Here is a 22,981-nt window from a genome sequence, read left to right on the forward strand (position 1 = left end):
TTCACACCCACGTTCGGGGGCGGAAACGGTTGGCCCGCTCCACCAGTTCGATCCTCTCGGCACCGGGCTCCGCAAGCCGGGCGAGCATCCGGTACGAACGCTCGAGCCCGAACCGCAGGCCCCGCTCGTTCAACTCACTGCCGAGCAGCGTCCCCGGTCCCTGCGCCCCGCCGCTCACGGGAGGCTGCGGGGCCGGGGAACGGGGAGCGGGACTCCCGGAGAGTACCCAGTCGAGCGCCGTCCCCAGCACCTCGGTCGACAACTGCTCCCGGCGCACCGCGTCCAGACCCAGCCCGGCAAGGCCCGAGACCTGGGCCGAGGCCGCCAGCAGATCGGCGATCAGCGGCTCGTCCGGGGCCCGTTCGCGCAGCCGGGCCCGTACCGAGGCGACCCGGGCCGCCGTGAAGTGGATCGACGCCTCCGGCACCGACTCCAGCGACCTGACGGCCCCGGCCCGGTCCCCGGCGGCGATCTGCACCCGGGCCAGGCCGAACGCGGCGCTCACGAAACTCGGGTCGGTCGCCCACACCAGCCGGTAGTACTCGGCGGCGTTGTCCAGCTGGCCCAGCACCTCCGCGCAGACGCCCAGCGCCAGCTTCGGCGCGGGCTCCCCGGGAAACGCGTCGTAGACCGCGTCGAAGGACAGCGCCGCGTTCTCGTTGTCACCGGTCACCAGGGAGGTGATGCCGCGGTACCAGACCACCCGCCAGTCGTCCGGGTGCTTCACCTCGAGGGTGGTCAGGGTCTCCTGCGCCACGCCCAGGTCGTTCATCTCCAGGGAAGCACGCAGCTCGCGCAGCCTGGTCTCCAGGGAGGCGGCCGGTACGGCCTGCAGCGCGGCGATCAGTTCGGCGGGCGCGGAGGCCATCACCCCGGCGAGGAAACCCGCGTTGGGGTCGTTCGCGTCGACCCGGGGGACCGGCAGCGCCAGCGACGTACCCCGCACGTCGAGCCCGGCCAGCCGGGGCCCGCCCGTGCTGTACGGGCCGAACGCCCCAGGCCCGGCCCCGGTGTTCGCGGCCGGGGACCGGGGAGCCGGGACGGCGGGCAGCGGCTGCGGGTGGACGGGTCCGGCCCCGCTGACGTGGGTGGCCGGCGAGGACACCGGACCGGCGCCCGCCGCGTACCCGGGAGGCGGTCCGGCGGGCAGCGCGCCCGGGACACCGCCCGGCGGGGCCACCGCGGCCGGCGTCGGGGCCGGCGCCACCGGGAGCGCCCCGGCGCCCTTGCGCCGGCCGAAGCGCCCGGACCCGCGCGTGGCCGCACTGCGCACCCCGAGGCGGGACACCTCGCCGGTCATGAGCGTGAACAGCTCCGTGTCGGTGACTCGCATCTCCGCGCCGAACAGCGTCGACAGGGCCGGACGCGGGCGCCCCGTCTGGAGCGACACCACCTCACGCAACACTCCCATCAGCTGCTCCGCCATCTCGGACGCGGAGGCGAACCGCCGGGCCGGATCCGGGTCGGTGGCCCGTACCAGCAGCCGGTAGAACGACTCGTACGAGCGGAACACCTCGATGTTGTCCGGGTCCGGCAGCGAGTCCACGAAGACGTTCGTGTAGCCCTGGAAGTCGAAGGTGAGCACCGCGAGCGTCCGCGCGACCGTGTACAGGTCGGAGGCGACCGACGGGCCGGCCTCCGCGACCTCCGGCGCCTGGTAGCCCACCGTGCCGTAGATGGCCGACTCGTCGTCGTCCATCCGGCGGACCGCGCCCATGTCGATCAGCTTCAGCTGGTCCTCGGTCTGGATCGCGTTGTCGACCTTGAAGTCGCAGTACAGGAGGTTGCGGCTGTGCAGATGCCCCAGCGCCTCCAGCGCCTCGATGCCGAACGCGCACGCCTGCTCGACGGGCAGCGGGTCGCGCTTCCCGGCCGGGGTGCGCCGCTCGTTGGCGATCTCCTTGAGGGCCTTGCCGCCCACGTACTCCATGACTATGTAGCCGTCCAGCGAACCGGTGCGCTGGTCGAGGTGCTCGACGAAGTTGTAGATGCGGACGATGTTGGAGTGTTCGATCTCGGCGAGGAAGCGGCGCTCGGAGATGGCGGCCGCCATGGCGTCCTGGTCACCGGTGTCGAGCAGGCCCTTGAGCACCACCCAGCGGTCGGAGACCGCGCGGTCCACCGCGAGGTAGACCCAGCCGAGCCCGCCGTGCGCCAGACAGCCCGCGACCTCGTACTGGCCGTGCACGACGTCGCCGTCCTGGAGCTTGGGCGTGAAGGAGTACGGGTGACCGCACTTGGTGCAGAACCCCTCCGTGCGCCCCGGCTGCGCACCCCTGGCCCGGCCCACCGGCGCCCCGCAGTCCGAACGCGAGCAGAACCGCTTGCGCTCGGGCACCTCCGGGTTCTCCATCACGGCGGTACGCGGATCGGGACGCGGCACGTCCGGCACGAGCACCAGCCCGGCACCCAGCCGGTTCCGGCCGGAGACACCGGTCGAGGAACCGGAGGAGCGCACCGAGACCGAACGGGCGGACCCGCTCGCGGACACCGCGCGCGAGAGCCGCCCCGACACCGACCGCCGCGACGTCGATGAACGCGAGGAGGCGCGCGAGGAGGCCCGCGAACTGCTGCGCGCCGACGAGCTGCTGCTGCCCCGGCCGCCGCCGGTGATCCCGGTCGGAGGCGAGCTCAGCATTCCCGTCGGCGAGACGACCGGAGCCAGACCGCAGGTGTCGCAGTACAGCTCACCGCCGCCCATGTCCTCGTAACTGCCCTCGCACGCGGGGCGCTGGCACTGCGTACTCATGGTCATTCCCCCTGTTCGCCCCGCCGCCGCAGCGGCCATGTCCTGCCGGTACTGCCTGTCCAGCAAACGTCCGGCCGGCTGCCGTCCGTCCCGCCCGGCGGATGCCCCTCGGACACCGGTTGCCCCGTCGGCTGTCGCGTCACTGTCCCCGCCGGTCTTCTGGTCCCGACGCGCGCCGCTGCCCCAGCAGTTCCAGCACCGCGTCCTGATAGCGCTGCACCGCCTGCGCGGCGACCCTCAGATCGCAGGGGGCGCTCCACAGCATCCGGCGCGCCGCGTCGTAGCGCTCGATCAGGACCGGGTCCTCGGAGAGGCCGTGCCGGGCCACCTTCGCCTTGTAGGCGTCCAGCCGGCCGCGCAGCTCCGCCCGTACGGCCAGCGGGGCGGTGACCGCCGTCAGCTGCTCCCTCGCCCTCAGCAACTCCTCCTCGGCCTGCCGCTCCAGGGTCTCCAGGAGCGGCGAGAGCCGGTGCCACTGGGCGTGCCTGCGGTACTCCGAGGCGGCGGCGAGTCGCTCCTGGAGCGCGGTGGGCGGGCCGTTGACCGCGGGCACCTCGGACGCGGCGATCTTCGCCAGCACCTCGCCGCGCGCGGAGCGGGCCTCGGCCAGGGTGCGGTCCGCCCGGGAGAGCACGTCGCGCAACTGGACCAGCCGCTGTTCGGCGTCCTGCCGGACCGCGAGCACCGCCTCGATCTCCCGCCGCACCTCGTCCAGCGCCCGGGCCGCCCGGTCGTAGCGCGTGGTGTCGGGGCGGCCGCCGCCCGGTGCCGAACTGCCCGGCCCCGGCAGCCAGAACGCCAGCGGGTCGGAGATCACCTGGACCCGCAGCGTCGTCAGCTCCTGGGTGATCGACTCCAGATCGTCCCCCGAGGGGTGTTCGCCGGGGCGCACCCCGACCGAGTGGGCCAGCGAGCTGGTGCGGCGCAGTTCGGCGGCGAGCAGGTCTATCCGGGCGGGCATCGCCGACCACACGGAGTCGGAGGCTACGACCATGTCCAGCGAGCGCGCGTACAGCTCGTTCATCCGGTTGACCAGCTCCGCCAGCGTGAACCGCTCGGAGAGCCGGGCCGGGCCGGTGATCGACGGATCGGGCCGGGCCGCCGCATGCGCCACCGTGACGCCGTCGCCGCGCAGCAGTTCGGTCAGGGCCGTCAGGTCGTCCCGGTTCGGGTGACGCCGCCGGGCCCGCACCTCGCGGGCCTGGTGCAGCACCCCGGCGTAGGCGTCGAAATACCCCCACAGCAGCGTGATCGACTGCTCGGTGACGCTCCAGCGCTCCCTGGTGACACCGGTGAGCTCGGCGCCCTCCAGGAGCCGGCGCCCGGCGTGGTCCTGAAGGGCGAGCAGCGAGGTCTCGATCGCCTCGTGCTCCGCGCCGAGCCGGGCCAGCGCACGGTCCGCCTCGTCCCGGTCCATGACCGGGCCGGGGGGCCGGGCCGCGTAGCTGGGGAAGGGGCCCGCGACGCCCATCGATCACCTCTCCGCTCTCCCTGCCGGGCGGGGCCCGGCAGGATCCGCCTGATCCGAAGGACAGGCCTTAGTTACTGCGGTACTTGGGCACCGGCGGCGCCGTGATTCCGGGCAGGCCGTCCTGCAGCCAGGTGCGGTAGGACCGCATCCAGGCGCTGTCCTTGCCGCCGGCCCGGTAGTCGACCAGCACCTGGTTGACCCGTGCCACCAGGTCGTCCGCACCCTTCTTCGTGGCCACGCCGTAGTACTCGGTGGTGAAGGGCTTGTCGCCCTTGAGCTCCACGGCCGGGTCCTGGGCGGCCTGGCCGGCCGCGAGGGCGTTGTCCGTGACGATCGCGTCGACCTCGCCCATCTGGAGCCGCACCAGGCAGTCCAGCTGGTTGGGGACGGTGAGCAGGTCCTCGTCGGCGTCCGTGCCGTCGTGCTTGTCCTTGAAGACCGAGCCGAACGACTGCTTCTCCAGCGCCTCGTACGCCGTGGACCCCTCCGCGGTGCAGACCCGCTTGCCGGCCAGCGAGGAGTTGTAACCCGTGATCGTGGAGTCCTTGGGCGCGAGGACCTGCTGCCCGGCCTGGAAGTAGGCGGTGGAGAACGAGACCTGGTCGAGCCGGGCGCAGTTGATCGTCATCGTCCGCACGACGACGTCGACCTTGTCGTTCTCCAGCGCGGCGATGCGCTGGTTGGTGGGGATCGCCCGGAAGATCACGGCGTTCGGGTCACCCAGGATGTCCTTGGCGATGGCCCGCACCAGATCGATGTCGAAGCCTTCGAGGTCCCGGGACTCCGGGTTGCGGTACCCCCACTGGAAGCTGTTCTGGTCGACGCCCGCGATCAGCTTGCCGCGCGCCTTTATGCGGTCGATGGTCCGGCCGCCGGAGACGGAGGGCGCCAGGCTGGCATCGGGGTCGGTGCAGTCGTCGGCCCGTGTCTGCACGGCCCGTGCCGTGCCCGCCCCCGAGACCTCGTCGCCGAAGGCGGCGCCGCCCCGGTGGGAGAGCGGCAGCAGGGTCAGTGCCGCCGTCAGCGCGCAGGCCGCGGCCATGGCGGTCACACCGCCCCAGCCGCGCAGCCTGCGCAGCGGGCCCGCGGGCCCCGTCCTGGGCTCGTCCTTCCCTGTCATCGCTCCCCCTGTCACCGGAACTCCGAGAGCCTGCGGTTGACCCCGACGATCGCGGCGACCGCGCCCAGTACGGCGAGGGCCGCCGCGCCGATCGGCAGCCCGCCCAGCGCACCGCGCCCGTCCTCGGCCGCCCGGGTGAACTCGGCCTGCTCATGGGCGAGCGCCTGCCTCAGCGCCTTGTCCACCCGGTTGAACGACTCACCGGTCGACCCCTTGGTCGAGCCGGCCGTCCCGATGATCTGGGTCAGCGCGGTGTCGTAGTCGCCGCTGTCGTCGGTCTTGCGGGCGGTCCGGTGGCGGCTCTGCCACTCGGTGACCCCCTTGATGGCGTTGGCCACCGGCTCGCCCCCCACGGTGTCGTGGGTGTCGTCGGCGAGCTTCGCCGCCTTGTCCAGCTCCTCGACGAGGGCCTTCATGCCCGTGCCGTAGTCCGTCTCGTACTTGTCGTTCCTGCCGTCCGCCGTGAGCACCGCACCGCGGGCGACCACGGTGAGGGTCTCGTTGGCGCGCGCCTTCAGGGAGTCGATGCGCGCGTGGTTGAGCACGTCCAGGGACTGCTGCCCGCGGGTGTCGGCGTCCGACAGGTCGGAGCGGGCCACCGAATGCCCCACCGCCAGCCACAGCAGGACCACGACCGAGGCCGCGGTCGCGGCCAGCAGACCGTGGTTGAGTACCCGGTTGGTCCGGTGGAAGTTGCGCCGCTGGGCCCACAGCAGCACGATCAGCGCGATCACACCGATGCCGAGCGAGAAGAACGGCCAGGTGCGTGCGGAGTCGTAGTCCTCGCCGAGCCGGCCGGTCTCCGCCGTGTACAGCCGCTCGGCGGCCGGCAGCATGTCCTTGGCCATCTTCTGGTTCGCGTACCGGAGATAGGCGCCGCCCAGCGGCAGCCCCTGCCGGTTGCTCGCGCGGGCGCGCTCGATCAGCCCGGTGTAGCGCGGGAGTTCCTCGTTGAGGGTGGTGATCTCGTGGCCGGACTCCGTCGAGGCGTCCGTGTTGGCCGCGGCCTTCACCAGCAGCCGGGAGGCCTCCTCGATGTCCGCCACGTACTGCTCGTGGACCTGGCTCGGCTCCTGCGGACCGGCCAGGAAGCCGCTCGCCGCCGCGGCGTCGGCATCGGCCAGCGAGCGGTAGATGTCCGCCGCGTCCGCGCTGAGCGGCTGGCTGCGCCGCACCACGTCGTCGGCGGAGGCCGCGCGGCCGGACACCTCGAACGCCGTCACGGCCCCGAACGCGACGACGAGCAGGGCCAGTACGGCCCCGATGATCTGGAGCCGGCCCGGTTCGGTCGTCGCGGCGGCACGCAGCCGGTCGGTGACCACCGCACGTCCACCGCGCTGCGGCGGCACGGCAGCGGGCGGCTGCTCCGGCGCGCGTCTCGGCGGCGCAGGGCGCACACTCGGCGGGTGTGTCACTTGACCTCCCCCTCGGTCACTGACGGCGGCCCGCCCCCCGGCCGATCGGGGGACTGGTACCCGGCCAGAAGTATGGCCGCAGGGAGCGGCGTCCACACAATGAACGCCCTTATCCCGCACCGGTCCTGAACGCAGACAACTGCAGTCAACAGCATTCGATCAAGGCAGACGCCGCCGATCAAGACGATCGACGGCGCAATCCCCCGAAGTCGTACCGATCTCCCCGACAAGAACACGTTCGGGACGGCCGATCGGTTCCCCGGCCGAAGAGGCGCCCCGCAGCACGAATGCTACGGGACGCCCCCGGTACCCCTGAGGTCACACCGGGTCAGGCGTACTGCGCCCGCAGCCTGGCGTGCACCTCGGGCGCCGCACCCGTGTGGTCCAGGCCCAGCAGCCCCGCGCCCAGCACCGGGGACTCCGCCACCACCCGGACCACCGCCTTCGGGGCCCGCACCGCGAGGAGTTCGGCGATCCGGTCGTCCAGCTGCGGATGGCGGGCCGCCAGCACGCTGCCGCCCAGCACCACCGGGGCCTGCTCGTCCAGCAGGCCGAGCCGGGTCAGCGCGACCGAGGCCATCGCCACGACCTCCTCCGCCAGCCGGTCCACGAGAGCGCGCGCCACCGGGTCGCCGGCCGCGGAGGCCGCGAAGAGCACCGGCGTCAGCTCGTGCCGCCGCTCGAACTCGATCCGGCCCAGGTGCAGCGCCTCGATCAGCGCGTACATCGAGCCGAGCCCGAAGTGAGCGGGCAGCGCGCGGGCCAGCTCGGTGGGCTCACCCCGGCCGTCCTCCGCCCGCGAGGCGTACCAGAGCGCCTCCTCGGCCAGCCCCGAACCACCGCCCCAGTCACCGGATATCCGGCCGATCGCGGGGAACCGCGCGGTGCGCCCGTCGGGCACCATGCCGACGCAGTTGATCCCCGCGCCGCACACCACCGCCACCCCGCGCGGCTCGTCGACCCCGGCCCGCAGGATCGCGAAGGTGTCGTTGCGCACCTCCACCGTGCGTCCCCAGCCCCGGTCGCCCAGGGCCTCGGTCAACTGCTCCTCCTCGACGGGCAGATCGGCGTTGGCGAGGCAGGCCGACACATGCGCGACGCTCTCCACCCCCGTGCCGGCCGAGGCCAGCGCCCGCTCCACCGCGGAGCCGAGCGCGTCCACGGCCGTGCCGATGCCGACCACGGGGGGCTGGAAGCCGCCGCCGCGGGCCGTGGACAGCACCGTGCCGTCCACACCTATCAGTGCCACATCGGTCTTGCTGTTCCCCGCGTCGATCGCGAGGACCGAACCGTTCACGCCCACGGGAGGTGCTCCCGGTTGTGCGCGATCAGCTTGTCGGTGAGTGCTTCCGCGTACTCGAACTGCCCGATCAGGGGGTGCGCCAGCAGGGCCTTGAACACCCGGTCGCGGCCTCCGCGCAGCGCGGCCTCCAGCGCGAGGTCCTCGTACGCCGTCACATTGGCGATCAGCCCGGCGTAGAGCGGGTCGAGCGGCGCGACGGCGAGCGGTGCCGCACCCGTGCGGTCCACCGCGGCCTGCACCTCGATCACCGCGTCGTCCGGCAGGAAGGGCAGCGTGCCGTTGTTGTAGGTGTTGACCACCTGGTGGGCGGAGCCGCCGCCGCCCAGCAGCGAGGCGGCCAGGTCCACGGCCGCCTCCGAGTAGAAGGCGCCGCCGCGCTTGGCGAGCAGCGCGGGCTTCTCGTCCAGCGTCGGGTCGCCGTACATGGCGAGCAGTTCCTTCTCCATGGCGGCGACCTCGACGGCCCGCGAGGGCTTGGTGCCCAGCTCGCGCACGACCTCGTCGTGCGCGTAGAAGTAGCGCAGGTAGTACGAGGGGACGACGCCGAGGCGGTCCGTGATCGCCCGGGGCATGTGCAGGTCGTCCGCGATCGCGTCGCCGTGCTCGGCGAGCAGCCTCGGCAGTACGTTCTCGCCCTCGGGGCCGCCCAGGCGCACCCCCGTCTCCCAGGTCAGGTGGTTCAGCCCGACGTGGTCGAGGTGCACCTCACCGGGGGTCACGTCCAGCAGCCGGGCGAACTTGCGCTGGAAGCCGATCGCGACGTTGCACAGGCCGACGGTCTTGTGACCGGCCTGGAGCAGCGCCCGGGTCACGATGCCGACGGGGTTGGTGAAGTCGATGATCCACGCGTTCGGGTTGGTGCGCCGGACGCGCTCCGCGATGTCCAGGACGACCGGTACGGTGCGCATGGCCTTGGCGAGGCCGCCGGCGCCGGTGGTCTCCTGGCCGACGCAGCCGCACTCCAGCGGCCATGCCTCGTCCTTGGCGCGGGCGGCCTGGCCGCCGACCCGGAGCTGGAGCAGCACCGCGTCCGCGTCGGCGACGCCCGCGTCGACGTCGGTGGTGGTGACGATCCGGCCGGGGTGGCCCTGCTTGGCGAAGATCCGCCGCGCGAGGCCCCCGACGAGTTCGAGCCGGTCGGCCGCCGGGTCGACGAGCACCAGCTCCTCGACCGGCAGGGTGTCCCGCAGCCGTGCGAATCCGTCGATCAGTTCAGGTGTGTAGGTGGACCCGCCACCCACTACTGCGAGCTTCATGAATCAGCCCTTTACTCCGGTCAGTGTGACGCCCTCGACAAAGGCCTTCTGTGCGAAGAAGAAGACGACGATCACAGGGGCCATGACCAGAACGGTCGCGGCCATGGTCAGGTTCCAGTCGGTGTGGTGTGCGCCCTTGAAGGACTCCAGTCCATAACTCAGCGTCCAGGCCCCCGGGTTCTCGGAGGCGTAGATCTGCGGTCCGAAGTAGTCGTTCCAGGCGTAGAAGAACTGGAAGAGGGCGACGGCGGCGATGCCGGGCTTGGCCATCGGGATCACGACGCGCAGCAGGGTGCGGAACTCGCCGCAGCCGTCGACCTTCGCCGCGTCGAGGTACTCGTTCGGAATGGTCAGCAGGAACTGCCGCAGCAGGAAGATGGAGAACGCGTCGCCGAACGCCATCGGGATGATCAGCGGCCAGAGGGTGCCGGACATGTCCAGCTGCTTGGCCCAGAACAGGTACATCGGGATGACGACGACCTGTGGCGGCAGCATCATCATCGAGATGACGAGCATCAGCGACAGATGCCGGCCGCGGAAGCGGAACTTGGCGAGCGCGTACGCCACGGGCAGTGAGGACACCACCGTGAGGACGGTGCCCAGGCCCGCGTACAGCAGGGTGTTCTTCCACCAGGTCAGGAAACCCGGGGTGTTGAACACGTCCTTGTAGTTGCTCCACTCGAAGGGGTGCGGCCACAGGTCACGGGTCAGTGCCTGCTGGTCGCTCATCAGCGAGGTGAGGAGGAGGAAGACGAAGGGCAGCACGAAGAAGAGCGCGGCCGCGACGCCGAGCGAGTGCACACCGATCCAGTGCAGCAGCGCCTTGCGGCGCGCCACCCGCTCGGCCGGGGTGACGGGGTCACTCACCGGGCCGCCGGCCTTCGGGGTGTCGAGAACCTGCGCCATGTCACTCACCTGCCTGGATCAGTCCGCTGCGGCGCCGCATCAGCAGTGCGGTGAACGCCATGGCGAGGACGAAGAGAACGAGCGCGACCACACAGGCCGAGCCGTAGTCGAAGCGCTGGAAGCCGAGGTTGTAGACGAGCTGCGGAAGCGTCAGTGTCGACTTGTCGGGATAGCCCGGTTCGAACTGCTGCCCGGAGCCGCCCATCACACCCGACGCGACCTTCCCGGCCACGAGTGGCTGGGTGTAGTACTGCATCGTCTGGATGATGCCGGTGACCACGGCGAACATGATGATCGGCGAGATGTTCGGCAGCGTGACGAAGCGGAACCGCTGGTACGAGGACGCCCCGTCCAGCTCCGCCGCCTCGTACTGCTCCTTGGGGACGTCCAGGAGCGCGGCCATGAAGATCACCATCAGGTCGCCCACCCCCCAGACCGCCAACGCGGTCAGCGCGGGCTTGGACCAGGTGGCGTCGGTGAACCAGCCCGGGGTCGGCAGCCCCAGTTCGCCCAGGATCGAGTTGACCGGTCCGGTGCCCGGGTTGAGCAGGAACACGAAGCCCAGCGTCGCGGCGACCGGCGGCGCGAGATAGGGCAGGTAGAAGAGTGTCCGGAAGACCCCGGCACCCGTCTTGATCTTGGTGATCAGCATGCCGATGCCGAGACCGAACACCACCCGGCAGGTCACCATGACCAGGACCAGCCAGAGCGTGTTGCGCAGCGCCGGCCAGAACAGGGGGTAGTCGTTGAAGACGAACGACCAGTTCTTCAGCCCGCTGAACTCCGGGGCCGAGAAACCGTCGTAGCTGGTGAAGGAGAAGTAGAGCGTGGAGATCAGCGGGTAGGCGAAGAAGACGCAGAACCCGATCAGCCACGGCGACATGAAGGCCGCCGTCCGGAGCGCCGACCGGCGGCGCTTCGAACGGAGTGTGTACGTGCTCATCGCGTCGGCTCTACTTCGCCTGGTCGATCGCGGCGTCGATTTCCTTGGCGGTCTTCTCCAGGCCCGCCTTGATGTCCGTCTGCTTGCCCTTCTCGACGTCGAAGCCGAGGTTCTGCAGGGACGTCAGGAACGCGCCGCCGTTCACCGAGGGCGGGGTGGTGGTGGACTTCGGGTTGGCGGCGATGTCCAGGAAGGTCTTGAAGCGCGGGTCGTACTTGAGCTTCGGCGACTTCAGCGCGGCCAGCGTGGAGGGCACGTTGTGGATGGCGTTGGCGAAGTTCACCACCGCGTCGGTGTCGGTGGTCATGAACTTCACCAGCTCCCAGGCGGCGTTCTGCTTGGAGGAGGTGGCGGCGATACCGGCGATGGTCCCGGTCAGGTAGCCCTTGCCGTACGTGTCGGCCTGGTCGTCCGCGACGGGCATCGGGGCCACGCCGATCTCGAACTTCGGCTTGGTGTCCTCGGCCATGCCCAGACGCCATTCACCGTCCAGCTGCATGGCCACCTGGCCGGTGTGGAAGGGGTGTTTGGCGCCCCACTCGTCACCGAAGCCGGTACGGAACTTCTCCAGCTTCTGGTACCCGCCCAGCGAGTCGACCAGCTTCTTCTGGCCGGCGAGCATGGCGGCGAAGGACGGGTCCTCGGCGATGTTCGACTTGCCGTCAGCGTCGAAGTACTCCGGGTCCCAGCTGCCGAGGTAGTGCTCGGTGGTCGTCTCGTAGCCGTGGTAGTTCGGCATGAAGCCGAGCTGCTCGTACGAGTCGCCCTTCGGCTTCGTCAGCTTCTTCGCGTCGGTGGCCAGCTCGGACCAGGTCTTCGGCGGGCTCGTGATGCCGGCCGCCTTGAACGCGTCCTTGTTGTAGTAGAGGCCGTACGCGTCACCGAGCAGCGGCACCGTGCAGCGCACGCCGTCGTACTGGGTGTACTCGTTCATCGCCTTCGGGAACGTCGCGTCCGCGTCGATCCCGTCCTTCTTCAGGAACGGATTGAGGTCGACGAAGGCCTTCGACTTGCAGAACTTGCCGACGTTGTTCGTGGTGAACGACGAGACGACGTCCGGGGCCTTCGAACCGCCCGCGCGCAGCGCCTGGTTGATCTTGTCGTCGGTCATGTTCCCGACGATCTTCACGTGGATGTTGGGGTGCGCCTTCTCGAAGGCGTCGACCGTGTCCTGAATTCCCTTGACCTCGTTCGGGGCACTCCAGCCGTGCCAGAAGTTGATGGTCGTCTCCTTGGACGCATCATCCTTGGCACCGGAGCTGCTCTGCCCGGTACAGGCGGAGGCGAACAGGGCTATCGCGGCGGTCGCGGCGAGTGCGACGGCCGGCTTCCGGCGGTTTCCGGACATGGTGGTGTCTCCCGATGAAGGGTTGGGACAGGGAAGGGGAAGGCGGGGTACTTCAGGGGGTGGCAGCAGAGAGGTGGCAAAGGGGGTGGTGCAGGGGAGTACAGGGGGTTCAGCGCGAGGTGTCGAACACTTCGTCGCGCGTGGTGGCCAGCGCGCTCTCCAGCGCGCCGCGCAGTACGGGCCGGTGCGTCACCTCGCCGGCGATCAGCCGGGGCCGGGACGCCGCGAGCTCGGCCAGTTCGGCCGCCACCCGGCCGCGCAGCGGTTCCCCGCCGCGCGAGATCAGCTCACCCGAGAGCACGACGACCTCGGGGTCGAGCACTGCGAGCATGGAGGCGAGACCGGTGGCCAGGCCGGTGGCGAACAGATCGAGCAGCCGGCCCTGCGGCCCGCCCTCGCCCCGCTCCGCGGACTCCGCCGCCCGGCCCACCAGTGCGGCCGCGATCTCGTGGTGGGTGCCCGGACCCCGCACCGACTCGTCGTCGATGCCCAGCTCACGGGCCAGCCGGGCGAGCACCTGGGCACCGGCCAGCTCCTGGAAGCCGCCCGAGTTGGCCTTGGTGACCTGCCGGACCAGCGGCGCGCCCGGCACCGGCAGGAAGCCGACCTCGCCGGCACCGCCGGTGAAGCCCCGGTGCAGCCGGCCGTTGATGACGAGGGCGGCGCCGAGGCCCTCCTCGTTCCACAGCAGGACGAAGTCGTCGTGGCCCCGGGCCGCGCCGAGCCGTTGTTCGGCCACCGCGACGAGGTTCACGTCGTTCTCGTACTCCACGGGCATCGGCAGGAAGGCGGCCAGCTCGTCCAGCAGGGTCGGGGAGTGCCAGCCCGGCAGGTGCGAGGCGTACCGCAGCCTGCCCGTGCCCGGGTCGAAGGCGCCCGGTGTGCCGATGACGAGCCGGTGCACGTCGGAGCGGGTCAGCCCGGCGTCCTTCACCGCCCCGTCCAGTGCGTCCGCCACCTGGCGCACCACGCTGTCGGCGCGCCGCCCCGGGGTCCGCAGCTCGAACTCCCCGACCGTCTCACCCGTCACGTCGGCGACGGCGGCGAGAATGCGCTGGGCGTTCACGTCGAGCCCGGCCACATGGGCGGCCGAGGCGTTGACGGTGTACAGCTGCGCGTTGGGGCCCGGCCGCCCGGCCGCGGTCCCGGTGGCGACGACCAGGCCGGCCGCCTCCAGCCGGGCGAGCAGCTGGGAGGCGGTGGGCTTGGACAGGCCCGTCAGCTTCCCGATCCTGGTCCGCGAGAGGGGTCCGTGCTCCAGCAGCAGGTCGAGGGCGGCCCGGTCGTTCATGGCCCGCAGAACGCGGGGGGTACCCGGCGTGGTTCCGGCCATGATCACTGCACCTGCCCTCTGTTAGGAAAGTTTCCTATTCGGTGAGAGGACCGTAGGGCGCACGTCACCTGGGCGTCAATGGTCCGCACCGCTGTGGCAACCAAAGCGTTACCTGGGCGGTGGCAGGCGACGCCGCCGGCGCTCCGGTGCCCCACCGGCGCCCTGCCGGGGTGCATTCCCAACAGGGCCGCCGGTGAACCGAGTTGGCCCGTATCCATCGCAGGCGGGCCGATCGGCCGCTGGCCCGGAAACGGCGAGGGGCGCCACCGCGGAACTCGCGGGGCGCCCCTGACCGTGCGGCGAGCGGCCGCTCGCTACTTGGAGATGTTCGGGGGCTGCACTATCGGGGTCGCCGCCAGGGACTGCGGCGAGATGGCCGAGGCGTACGCCGAGGGGGCGGCCATCCCGGCCGTCGGGTCGGCGGCCGAGGCCTCGGCGGCCTGCGCCGGGAGCTCGCCGATCATCCGGATGCCCGCCTCGTCGAAGGCACGCTTGATCCGCCAGCGCAGCTCGCGCTCCACGCCCAGGGCCTGGCCCGGCATCGTCTTGGCGGTGACCCGGACCGTCATCGAGTCCAGCAGCACCGTGTCCAGGCCCAGGATCTCCACCGGACCCCACAGACGCTCGGTCCACGGGTCCTCCTTGGCCATCTGCTGGGCGGCCTCGGTGATGACCGCACCGACCTGTTCCAGGTCCTCGGTGGGGCGCACCATCACATCGACGCCCGCGGTGGACCAGCCCTGGCTGAGGTTGCCGATCCGCTTCACCTCGCCGTTGCGGACGTACCAGATCGCGCCGTTGTCGCCGCGCAGCTTGGTCACCCGCAGGCCGACCTCGATGACCTCGCCGGAGGCGACGCCCGCGTCGATGGTGTCGCCGACGCCGTACTGGTCCTCCAGGATCATGAAGACGCCGGAGAGGAAGTCGGTGACCAGGTTGCGGGCACCGAAGCCGAGCGCCACCCCGGCGACCCCGGCGGAGGCCAGCAGCGGGGCCAGGTTGATCTGGAAGGCGCCCAGGATCATCAGCGCGGCGGTGCCGAGGATCAGGAACGAGGCCACCGAACGGAGTACCGAGCCGATCGCCTCCGAGCGCTGGCGGCGGCGCTCCGCGTTGACCAGCAGACCGCCCAGTGCCGTGCCCTCCACCGCCTGGGCGCTGCGGTTCATGCGTTCGATGAGCTTGGTCAGGGCACGGCGGATCGCTATGCGCAACACGATCGCGATGGCGGCGATGAGCACGATCCGCAGACCGGTGTTCAGCCAGGTGGACCAGTTCTGCTCCACCCAGCCCGCGGCGTTGCCTGCCTGCTTGGCGGCTTCGTCCAGCGAGCCACCTGGCTCGGGAGACTGTGCTGCGGCCAACAGGGCGGACAGGGGCACGGCGAAACCTCCGGTTGGGCGAGCGCTGACCAACCACACTAACGGGGCATCGGGCGTGCTCCGTTGCCGTGATCAGGGGGAGAGACGCGTCTCACCCGGGGATATGGAGCAGGTAAGGACCCGGCCGGCAGTACCGCGGGTGGCCGATCGCACACCGGGTGCGACGGCGGGCGGCAGGGCTCCGAAGCACCTGTTCCGGTGCGTCTGTGCCGTACGGACGGTGCGGGCGGAGGAAAGAAAATCCTTCCGGCCCGTTACCCGGACGTGGTGGCGCTTTGACCAGGCAGGAGGGGAGACTGAGATCGGATCGTCCCGGCGCGAGCCACGCGCCGCCGGCGTACAAGGAGGCATCAACCGTGCCGCACGTCCTGGTTCTCAACGCGTCGTACGAGCCGCTCGGCGTCGTACCGCTCCGCCGCGCGCTCGTCCTCGTCCTGGAGAACAAGGCCATCTGCCTCGAGGAATCCGGCGCCTTCATGCACAGTGCCACCCGGGCCGTCCCGGCCCCCAGCGTCGTGCGCCTGAAGCGGTTCGTGCGCGTCCCCTACCGGGGGCCAGTCCCGCTGACCCGGCGGGCGCTCTTCGCCAGGGACGGCGGGCGCTGCATGTACTGCGGCGCCGCCGCGACCAGCGTCGACCACGTCATCCCGCGCAGCCGAGGCGGACAGCACGCCTGGGAGAACGTGGTGGCGGCCTGCCGCCGCTGCAACCACGTCAAGGCCGACCGGCATCTGCCCGAGCTCGGCTGGCGGCTCCACCAGCCGCCCGCCCCGCCGACCGGACTCGCCTGGCGGATCATCGGCACGGGCCACCGCGACCCGCGCTGGCTGCCCTATCTCCAGCCGTTCGGGGCGGACGACGCGATGGCCCGGATCGATGGCATCTCCGCCTGAGCGGCCGGCACCGATCACCCGGCCGGGCCCTATGTGAACCGCAGCTCCGCGGGGTGCGCCATGCGCCGCAGCAGCGGCAGCGACGTCGCGGCGGCCAGCAGGCAGGCGGCGTACACCCCCACGGGCACCAGGAGCGGGAGCATCGACGGGAAGCTGTCCGGGGTGACGAAGACGGCGTACACGAGGTGCACCGCCATGCCGCCGACGCCCGCCAGCAGCGTCGCCGGGGCCAGCGGGAGCGCGGTCTCCAGGAGCAGGGCCACCGGTGAGTAGCCGCCCCGCTCGCGCAGCACGGCGAGCATGACCTCCCGGACTCCCACGAAGCCCGTGCCGACGACGGTGACAAGGAGCAGCGCGGCGTGGGCACGCGCGGCGGCCCACGGGTCCTCCCGCAGCCTGCTCGCGGCGATCAGCACCGCGGGGCTTTTCGCACCGGCCGTCAGGCGGCGGCCCATGAAGGCGGATGAGGCCCCGGCCGCCCAGAGCGCGCCCGCCGAGAAGAGGAGCACCAGGAGGAGCACCAGCGGCGGGAACGTGCCGCCGCGGGAGCTGTCGTCCGAGAGCTGGAGGACGGCGGCCGCCGCGGCGACCGCGATCGCCGGAAGCACGAACGCGAGGGCCGTCCGCCGGTCGGGCTCGTACCCCGTCCGGCGCAGCCGGCCGAGCGGTTCTGCGATCACCTTGCGCAGCGCGAACCCGCTCACCAGCGCGGCGACCACCGGCACGGCAACCACGACCACCACGAAGCCCGCCCAGGCCTCGGGTGGCGGCGTACGGCCGGAGCCGGCGAGAACCGCGGCGCAGCCGGCGACCGCGCCCACCAGGCACGCGGGAGCGGACTCCAGGGCGGCGATGCGCCGCACCTGCCGGGGCGACGCCCCGGCGAGCCGCAGCGCCGCCATCCGCCGGTCCCGGTGGACGGCGCCGATCCGGGCGCACTGGCCCAGGAAGCCGAACACGGGGATGAGCAGGAGCAGCAGCGTGGCCACCACGCCGGTGCGCTGGCCGGGCTGGTTCAGCAGGCAGTGTCCGAACGCGATGGACGCCTGCCCCGGGGCTGCGGCGTCGGGCGGGTGGAGTTACTCGGCCACCGCGTACGCCTGGACCGACCAGAGCGAGTAGCCGTACTCGGTGGCCCGCCCGTCGCCCTGGACCCGGATGAACCGGGTGTCCTTCTCGTCCATCCGGACCGCCTCGTGCCCGCCCCGGCCGTTGCGGACGGTGGCCGCGGTGCGCCAGGTGCGGCCGTCGGCCGAGACCTGTACGCGGTAGCGGGAGGCGTACGCGTCCTGCCAGTCCAGGACCACCTGCCCGACCCGGACCGGGGCGGACAGTTCGGCCTGCCACCAGGCGCCGTCCTCGGCCGGGGACGACCAGCGGGTCTCCGGGTCACCGTCCGACGCGGCGGCGGCGGGGAAGTCCGCGGTCTCGTCGCCCGAGGAGGAGGCGGTGGCCGTGCGCAGCAGATCGGGGCCCGCGGTGCGCGGGAAGGCCCGGACGGTCAGGGTGGTCTCCTCGGCGCCGAAGGAGAACGGCACCTCGTACTCGCCCGCCGGGGTGTCCGCGGGCACGGTGATCTCCACGGGCACGTCCGTGCGGGAGCCGCGCTGGACGGTCGTCTGCTTGGGCAGCCGCACCTTGATGCCCTTGGGGGCCTTCGCCTTGAGCGCGCCCTTCACCTCGGCCGGGCGGCCGGGCGAGAGCCGCGCCTCGACCCGCTGCGGCCTGCCGCCGATCTCGGCGTCCGTCTCGCCGTGCGCGAGGTCGAGCCGGGCGGCGGGCTCGTCGCCGAACCACGGCACCAGCGAGCGCACCCGGGGCGCCGTCCCGGCGGACGGGGCCGCGCCCGCGAGGGGCGGGATGATCAGGGGCGGTGCGCCGGTGACCGACGGGGTGGCTGTCGGCCAGCTGATCCGGACCGCGTCGGCCCGCAGACCCTGGCCGCCGGTCTGGGTCCAGCCGCTCGACGAGAGCGGGCCGAGGCTGTGCCAGCCCTCGCCGGGCACATGCGCCTGGACCGTCGCGTCCGCCGGGGTGGCGCCGCCGCCCGGCAGGGCCGTCGCGGTGACGGCCTCCAGTGGACGGACCCGGCCCAGGCGCACCGTGTAGCTGCCCTGCGCCTCGGTCACCGTGCCGTTGTCGCGGTCCGTTCCGGTCCAGGCGTCGGCCTCCTTGCGCGCCCGGTCCAGGAACGGGCCGAGCACCCCCTTGCCGACCGTCGCGCCGCTCGCCTTCACGGACCTGCTCACCGGCTCCAGGGCCAGCGACGCCTGCCAGGCGGCCGACCCGTCATCGCGGGTCTGGGCCTGGAGCAGATCGACGGCCAGCTCACCGGCCCTGCCGTACCGGGACAACTGCTCGGTCCACGGCCGCACCTCGTCGTCGAGCCGCCCGTCGGCAAGACCGGCCAGCCGCTGCGGGGTCTCGCGCATCACGGTGAACGCGGAACGCAGCCGGGTCGCCGCCTTGTCGCGCGCCTCGGCGTCCGTACCGCCGCGGGCCTTCCAGAACGCGGCGAGCAACGGCTTCAGATACGCCGACTCGTCGCCGCCCAGCACGGAGGCCGCGCTGTTCCCGGCCAGGGCGCGCAGCGCGTCCCGGCTGCCCGGGTCCGCGCCCGCGAGGTCGTCGATGGCCGCCTGCCAGGACTCCTGCGGCTGGTACCCCTTCGGGTTCCAGGCGAAGTCGGCGGCGGTGAACAGCGGGATCCGGGAGGCGGACGGCTGCTCCATCGCGTTGGCGAGCAGCGCCGCCGAACCGATGGCGACCGCCGGGTCGCGGCCGGTGTAGGGGCCGAGGAAGATCCGGTCCTGCGCGTAGTCGTTGACCGGGTAGTTGTCCATCGTGACCAGCGGATGGCGGAACGTGGCGCGCGCACCGGCCAGTTCGCCGCCGGTGATGGTCTTCGGCACGACCCCGACGCCGGTCCAGGCGACCTGCACCCGGTCGTCGAGCTCCTTGGCGAGCGCCGTGCGGTAGTCGGTCGCCCCGTCCTGGTAGAACTCCGTCGGCATCATTGACAGCGGCTGCGAGCCCGGATGGCGGTCCGCGAGGTGCTGGGCCACCGCGCTCACGACGCGGGCCTGCGCCCTGGCCGCCGCCTCTGGACCGTCGCCGAAGGCCTCGGCGTCGGCCGAGCAGTGCCATTCGCTGTAGCTGACGTCCTGGAACTGCACCTGGAAGACCCGCACCCCCAGGGCCCACATCGCGTCGACCTTCTTCGTCAGCGCCTTCACGTCGCGCTCCGAGGACAGGCACATCGACTGGCCGGGCGCCACGGCCCAGCCGAGCGTCACGTGTTCGGCCTCGGCCCGCTCGGCCAGCGCGCGGAAGTCGGCGCGCCGGTCGGCGGGATACGGGTCGCGCCAGCGGGCCTGCCGGTAAGGGTCGTCGCCCGCCGCGTAGAGGTACCGGTTCTGCTTCGTGCGCCCCATGAAGCCGAGCTGGGACAGGCGTTCCGCCTGGGTCCAGGGCTGCCCGTAGAAGCCCTCGGTCATCCCGCGCACGGCACTGGAGGGCCAGTCGCGGACGGTGGCCCCGGCGACGGTGCCGCCCCGGATCAGCTGACGCAGGGTCTGCACCGCGTGGAACAGCCCGTCGTCGCCCAGGCCGTCCACGGCGACGGTGTCCCGGCCGGCGACGTGGCCGGCCGCGATCCGGTAGCCGCCGGCGGGCAGATCGCCCCGGTCGGGGGCGCGCAGCGTGCGCAGCGCGTCCAGGGCCCCGTCGCCGCCGAACCGGATGACGGGGCCGCGCCCCGGCAGGCTCTCGTGGACGGTCCGCACACCCGCGTCGCGCAGGACCTGGCGGAGCGCGGCGACGGCGTAGGGGTCGGCCTGGGCGCCGGCCACGAGCGTGACCTCGCCGGACAGGGGGACCGAGGAGCCGGAGGCCTTGATGCTCTGCGGCCGGGGCCACACGGCGGGCAGCGCGCCCTCGTCCGCGCGGTCGGGGGTGTCGGCGACGGACGTTCCGGGCGTTCCGGGCGGTGCGGGAGCGGCGAAGGCGGCCGGGGCTCCGGTGGAGAGGAGTCCGCCGAGCACGGCCACCGCGACCGCCGCGGCCTGCTTCCTGCCCCTGAGCCGCATGCCCGTTCTCCCCTCGTTCCCACTGGTGGGCTCCGAGCCCACCACCCGCGCGCGAGGGTGTCAATGTGCGTGGTCGTTGTGGTGCAAATGCCCGATGTGGCGGATGGGGTGGGGCGCGTGTGGCTGGCGTCGCGTCACGCGAAAGACGGCGCCGAATGGCCGAAAACGACGGACGTCTTGCGGAGAACCGGCCTCCGGGGAACGGATTGTGACCCAGAGCACGTTGAACTCGTTGTCATAACGCCTACGTCTGCGGACGCGTCCGCTGGGTAGGTCTGCTGTGTCCTGCTCTCCACGGCCAGGAGGCCACCATGCCCGCTGCCGCGCAGCTCCTGCTCTCCGCCCTGACCAAACAGGTGCCGGGGCCCGCTCCGATGATCAGTGCGTGCCCCGCCACCACCCCCGGCCCGCTCACCAGCGAGGCCCCGCTCGCCGACGCCATACCCCTGACCAGCGAGCCCCCGCTCGCCGACGCCACGCCCCTGACCAGTGAGCCCCCGCTCGCCGTCCTCGCCCCGCTGACCAGTGAGCCGGCCTCGTCCGGCAGCGCTTGGGGCATGGAGTCCCCAGGAGTCTGAATGGGCCTGTCCCGGCTCGCCGCACTGCACGGCGTCGCCACCTCGTACTCCCCGTCCGCCGACGTCACGGTGGCCGTCCCCGACGGCACGGTCGTCGCGGTGCTCGCCGCGCTCGGTGTCGACGCGGCCACGCCCGAGGCGGTCCAGGAGGCGCTCGCCGCTGCCGAGTCCGCGGCCGGCTCCCGGCTGCTCCCGCCCACGGTCGTGGTGTGGACCGGGGAGCCGCTGCCCCCGGCCCTGACCGCGCTGCCCCCGGGCACGGAGCTGACCGCCCGCCCCGAGGAGCCCGGCCCCGCCCGCCCGGCCCGGATGCGGACCCCCGCCGGGGATACGGTTCCGGCCGTTTCCCGCGCGCCCCGCCGAACGGGTGACGCGGCGCCCGGTGCGCCCGCGCCCGGCTGGTGGACCGAACCCCCGCTCGGGGTGCACCGGCTGACCGCCCGCGCGCCGGAGCGGACCGCCGAGTCCTGCACGCTGATCGTCGCCCCGGCCCGCGTCCCGCAGCCGCCGCCCCGCAGCCACGGCTTCCTCGTCCAGCTCTACTCGCTGCTCTCCGCCCGCTCCTGGGGCATGGGCGACCTCGGTGACCTCGCCGACCTCGCGTCCTGGTCCGGGCGTTGCCTCGGGGCCGGCTTCGTCCAGGTGAATCCGCTACACGCGGCGGTCCTGGGCACCCCCACCGACCCCTCGCCCTACCGCCCCTCCTCGCGGCGCTTCCCCGACCCCGTGCACCTGCGCGTCGAGTCGGTCCCGGAGTACGGGCACGCCTCCGACCGGGCCGCGCTCGACGAGCTGCGCCGCCGGGCCGGAGAGCTCAGCGACGGCGTGCTCAGCAAGGGCGCCCTGATCGACCGCGACGCCGTCTGGGAGCTCAAGCGCCAGGCCCTCGCCATCCTCGTCGACGTCCCCCTCACCCCCGGCCGCCGCGCCGACTACTGCGACTTCCTCGCCCGGCAGGGACCGGCCCTGGAGGACCACGCCCTGTGGTGCGCCCTGGCCGAGGTGCACGGCTCCGACTGGCACACCTGGCCGGCCGGCCTGCGCGATCCCCGCTCCCGGGAGACCGCCCGCGCCCGCGGCGAACTGCTCGACCGGGTCGACTTCCACTGCCGGCTCGCCTGGCTGACCGACACTCAGCTCGCCGAGGCCCAGCGCGCCGCCCGGGACGCCGGGATGGCCGTCGGGATCGTCCACGACCTCGCGGTCGGCGTGCACCCCGGCGGCGCCGACACCTGGGCCCAGCAGGGCGCCTTCGCGCACGGCATGTCCGTCGGCGCGCCCCCGGACGCGTTCAACGCGCGCGGCCAGGACTGGGGGCTGCCGCCCTGGCGCCCCGACGCGCTGGCCGCTTCCGGCTACGCCCCGTTCCGGGGTCTGCTGCGCGGGATCCTCGGCCGGGCAGGCGCCCTGCGCATCGACCACGTGATGGGCCTGTTCCGGCTCTGGTGGGTGCCCGAGGGGCACCCGCCGACCGAGGGCACCTACGTCAGCCAGGACGCCGAGGCGATGCTCGCCGTCCTCGTCCTGGAGGCCCACCGGGCGGGCGCCGTCGTCATGGGCGAGGACCTCGGCACCGTCGAACCCGGCGTCCGCGAGGCGCTCGCCCGACGGGGCGTCCTCGGCACCTCCGTCCTCTGGTTCGAACGGGACTGGTCGGGCACCGGCCGCCCGCTGGCCCCCGAGGAGTGGCGCGAGGACTGCCTGGCCACCGCCACCACCCACGATCTGCCCTCCACCGCCGCCCGGCTGACCGGTGACCATGTGACGCTGCGCCACCGCCTCGGCCTGCTCACCCGCCCGCTGGAGCAGGAGCGCACCGAGGACGGCGCCGACACCGCGGAGTGGCTCGGCCTGCTCTCCCGGCTCGGCCTGCTCCCCGAGGGCGGCGGCGACGAGGAGGCGGCCGTCCGTGCCGTCCACCGCTTCCTGCTGCGCACCCCGGCCCGGATGGCCGGGGTCTGGCTGCCCGACACGATCGGCGACCGCCGCCCGCAGAACCTGCCGGGCACCTGGGACGAGTACCCCAACTGGCGGCTGCCCATCGCGGACGCCGAGGGGCATCCGGTCACCCTGGAGGAACTGGCCGCCTCGCCCCGGCTGCACCGGCTGATGGAGGTGCTCAACCCCCGTCAGGAGCCCCCGGGGACCCGTACGGCACCCCCGGGCGCGCGGCCCTCGTAGCCGTTCGCTACGTTT

At 72.6% G+C, this 22,981-nt stretch carries 16 protein-coding genes; 3 read left to right on the top strand and 13 right to left on the bottom strand.

What is annotated here, in order from left to right; translation table 11 throughout:
• Nucleotide 1: 1 nt before the first annotated feature.
• From ACGFU6_RS14565 to ACGFU6_RS14615, 11 genes are all read right to left on the bottom strand, one after another.
• On the bottom strand, nucleotides 2–2,749 hold the full coding sequence (locus ACGFU6_RS14565) for a tetratricopeptide repeat protein (protein ID WP_393610876.1): 2,748 nt from the start codon (nucleotides 2,747–2,749) through the stop codon (nucleotides 2–4).
• A gap of 139 nt (nucleotides 2,750–2,888) precedes the next feature.
• A complete protein-coding gene (locus ACGFU6_RS14570) occupies nucleotides 2,889–4,220 on the bottom strand; it encodes a hypothetical protein (RefSeq protein ID WP_393610878.1) in 1,332 nt (443 codons plus the stop codon).
• Between the two features lie 67 nt (nucleotides 4,221–4,287).
• Nucleotides 4,288–5,340: a glutamate ABC transporter substrate-binding protein gene (locus ACGFU6_RS14575; protein WP_393610879.1), complete on the bottom strand. Its 1,053-nt coding sequence runs from the start codon at nucleotides 5,338–5,340 to the stop codon at nucleotides 4,288–4,290.
• Between the two features lie 11 nt (nucleotides 5,341–5,351).
• Nucleotides 5,352–6,662 (bottom strand): hypothetical protein, encoded by a 1,311-nt coding sequence (locus ACGFU6_RS14580; RefSeq protein WP_393610881.1) that lies wholly within the window; start codon nucleotides 6,660–6,662, stop codon nucleotides 5,352–5,354.
• 421 nt (nucleotides 6,663–7,083) lie between these two features.
• Nucleotides 7,084–8,058 carry an N-acetylglucosamine kinase gene (locus ACGFU6_RS14585; protein ID WP_393610882.1) on the bottom strand — a complete coding sequence of 325 codons (975 nt, stop codon included), beginning with the start codon at nucleotides 8,056–8,058 and terminating at the stop codon, nucleotides 7,084–7,086.
• Nucleotides 8,049–9,314, bottom strand: a complete 1,266-nt coding sequence (locus tag ACGFU6_RS14590; protein WP_393610884.1) for a 6-phospho-beta-glucosidase — start codon at nucleotides 9,312–9,314, stop codon at nucleotides 8,049–8,051. Before ACGFU6_RS14590 ends, ACGFU6_RS14585 begins: the two co-directional genes overlap by 10 nt.
• Before the next feature lie 3 nt (nucleotides 9,315–9,317).
• Nucleotides 9,318–10,220 carry a carbohydrate ABC transporter permease gene (locus ACGFU6_RS14595; protein WP_393610886.1) on the bottom strand — a complete coding sequence of 301 codons (903 nt, stop codon included), beginning with the start codon at nucleotides 10,218–10,220 and terminating at the stop codon, nucleotides 9,318–9,320.
• Between the two features lies 1 nt (nucleotide 10,221).
• Entirely contained in the window at nucleotides 10,222–11,163 is a 942-nt protein-coding gene (locus ACGFU6_RS14600) for a carbohydrate ABC transporter permease (protein ID WP_393610887.1), read from the bottom strand.
• A 10-nt stretch (nucleotides 11,164–11,173) separates the two neighbouring features.
• Nucleotides 11,174–12,511 carry an ABC transporter substrate-binding protein gene (locus ACGFU6_RS14605; protein ID WP_393610889.1) on the bottom strand — a complete coding sequence of 446 codons (1,338 nt, stop codon included), beginning with the start codon at nucleotides 12,509–12,511 and terminating at the stop codon, nucleotides 11,174–11,176.
• 109 nt (nucleotides 12,512–12,620) lie between these two features.
• A complete protein-coding gene (locus tag ACGFU6_RS14610; protein WP_393610891.1) occupies nucleotides 12,621–13,844 on the bottom strand; it encodes an ROK family protein in 1,224 nt (407 codons plus the stop codon).
• Between the two features lie 314 nt (nucleotides 13,845–14,158).
• Complete coding sequence (locus ACGFU6_RS14615; protein ID WP_393610892.1) at nucleotides 14,159–15,226, bottom strand: mechanosensitive ion channel family protein; 1,068 nt, start codon at nucleotides 15,224–15,226, stop codon at nucleotides 14,159–14,161.
• Nucleotides 15,227–15,582: 356 nt separating this feature from the next.
• On the opposite strand from ACGFU6_RS14615, the gene ACGFU6_RS14620 reads away from it, so the two are divergent.
• Nucleotides 15,583–16,119 carry an HNH endonuclease gene (locus ACGFU6_RS14620; protein ID WP_123471109.1) on the top strand — a complete coding sequence of 179 codons (537 nt, stop codon included), beginning with the start codon at nucleotides 15,583–15,585 and terminating at the stop codon, nucleotides 16,117–16,119.
• Between the two features lie 29 nt (nucleotides 16,120–16,148).
• Here ACGFU6_RS14620 and ACGFU6_RS14625 read toward each other — a convergent pair whose 3' ends face one another.
• Both ACGFU6_RS14625 and ACGFU6_RS14630 read right to left on the bottom strand, forming a co-directional pair.
• Nucleotides 16,149–17,111 (bottom strand): FtsX-like permease family protein, encoded by a 963-nt coding sequence (locus ACGFU6_RS14625; protein WP_393610894.1) that lies wholly within the window; start codon nucleotides 17,109–17,111, stop codon nucleotides 16,149–16,151.
• 87 nt (nucleotides 17,112–17,198) lie between these two features.
• Nucleotides 17,199–20,207: a beta-N-acetylglucosaminidase domain-containing protein gene (locus tag ACGFU6_RS14630; RefSeq protein ID WP_393610896.1), complete on the bottom strand. Its 3,009-nt coding sequence runs from the start codon at nucleotides 20,205–20,207 to the stop codon at nucleotides 17,199–17,201.
• Nucleotides 20,208–20,518: 311 nt separating this feature from the next.
• Between ACGFU6_RS14630 and ACGFU6_RS14635 the strand changes: the two genes are divergently transcribed.
• Nucleotides 20,519–20,785 (top strand): hypothetical protein, encoded by a 267-nt coding sequence (locus ACGFU6_RS14635; protein ID WP_393610898.1) that lies wholly within the window; start codon nucleotides 20,519–20,521, stop codon nucleotides 20,783–20,785.
• Nucleotides 20,786–22,966: a 4-alpha-glucanotransferase gene (gene malQ / locus ACGFU6_RS14640; protein WP_393610899.1), complete on the top strand. Its 2,181-nt coding sequence runs from the start codon at nucleotides 20,786–20,788 to the stop codon at nucleotides 22,964–22,966.
• Nucleotides 22,967–22,981 lie beyond the last annotated feature (15 nt).

Origin of the sequence: Streptomyces sp. NPDC048462 (assembly GCF_043200175.1) — a bacterium.
Lineage (GTDB): Bacteria > Actinomycetota > Actinomycetes > Streptomycetales > Streptomycetaceae > Streptomyces.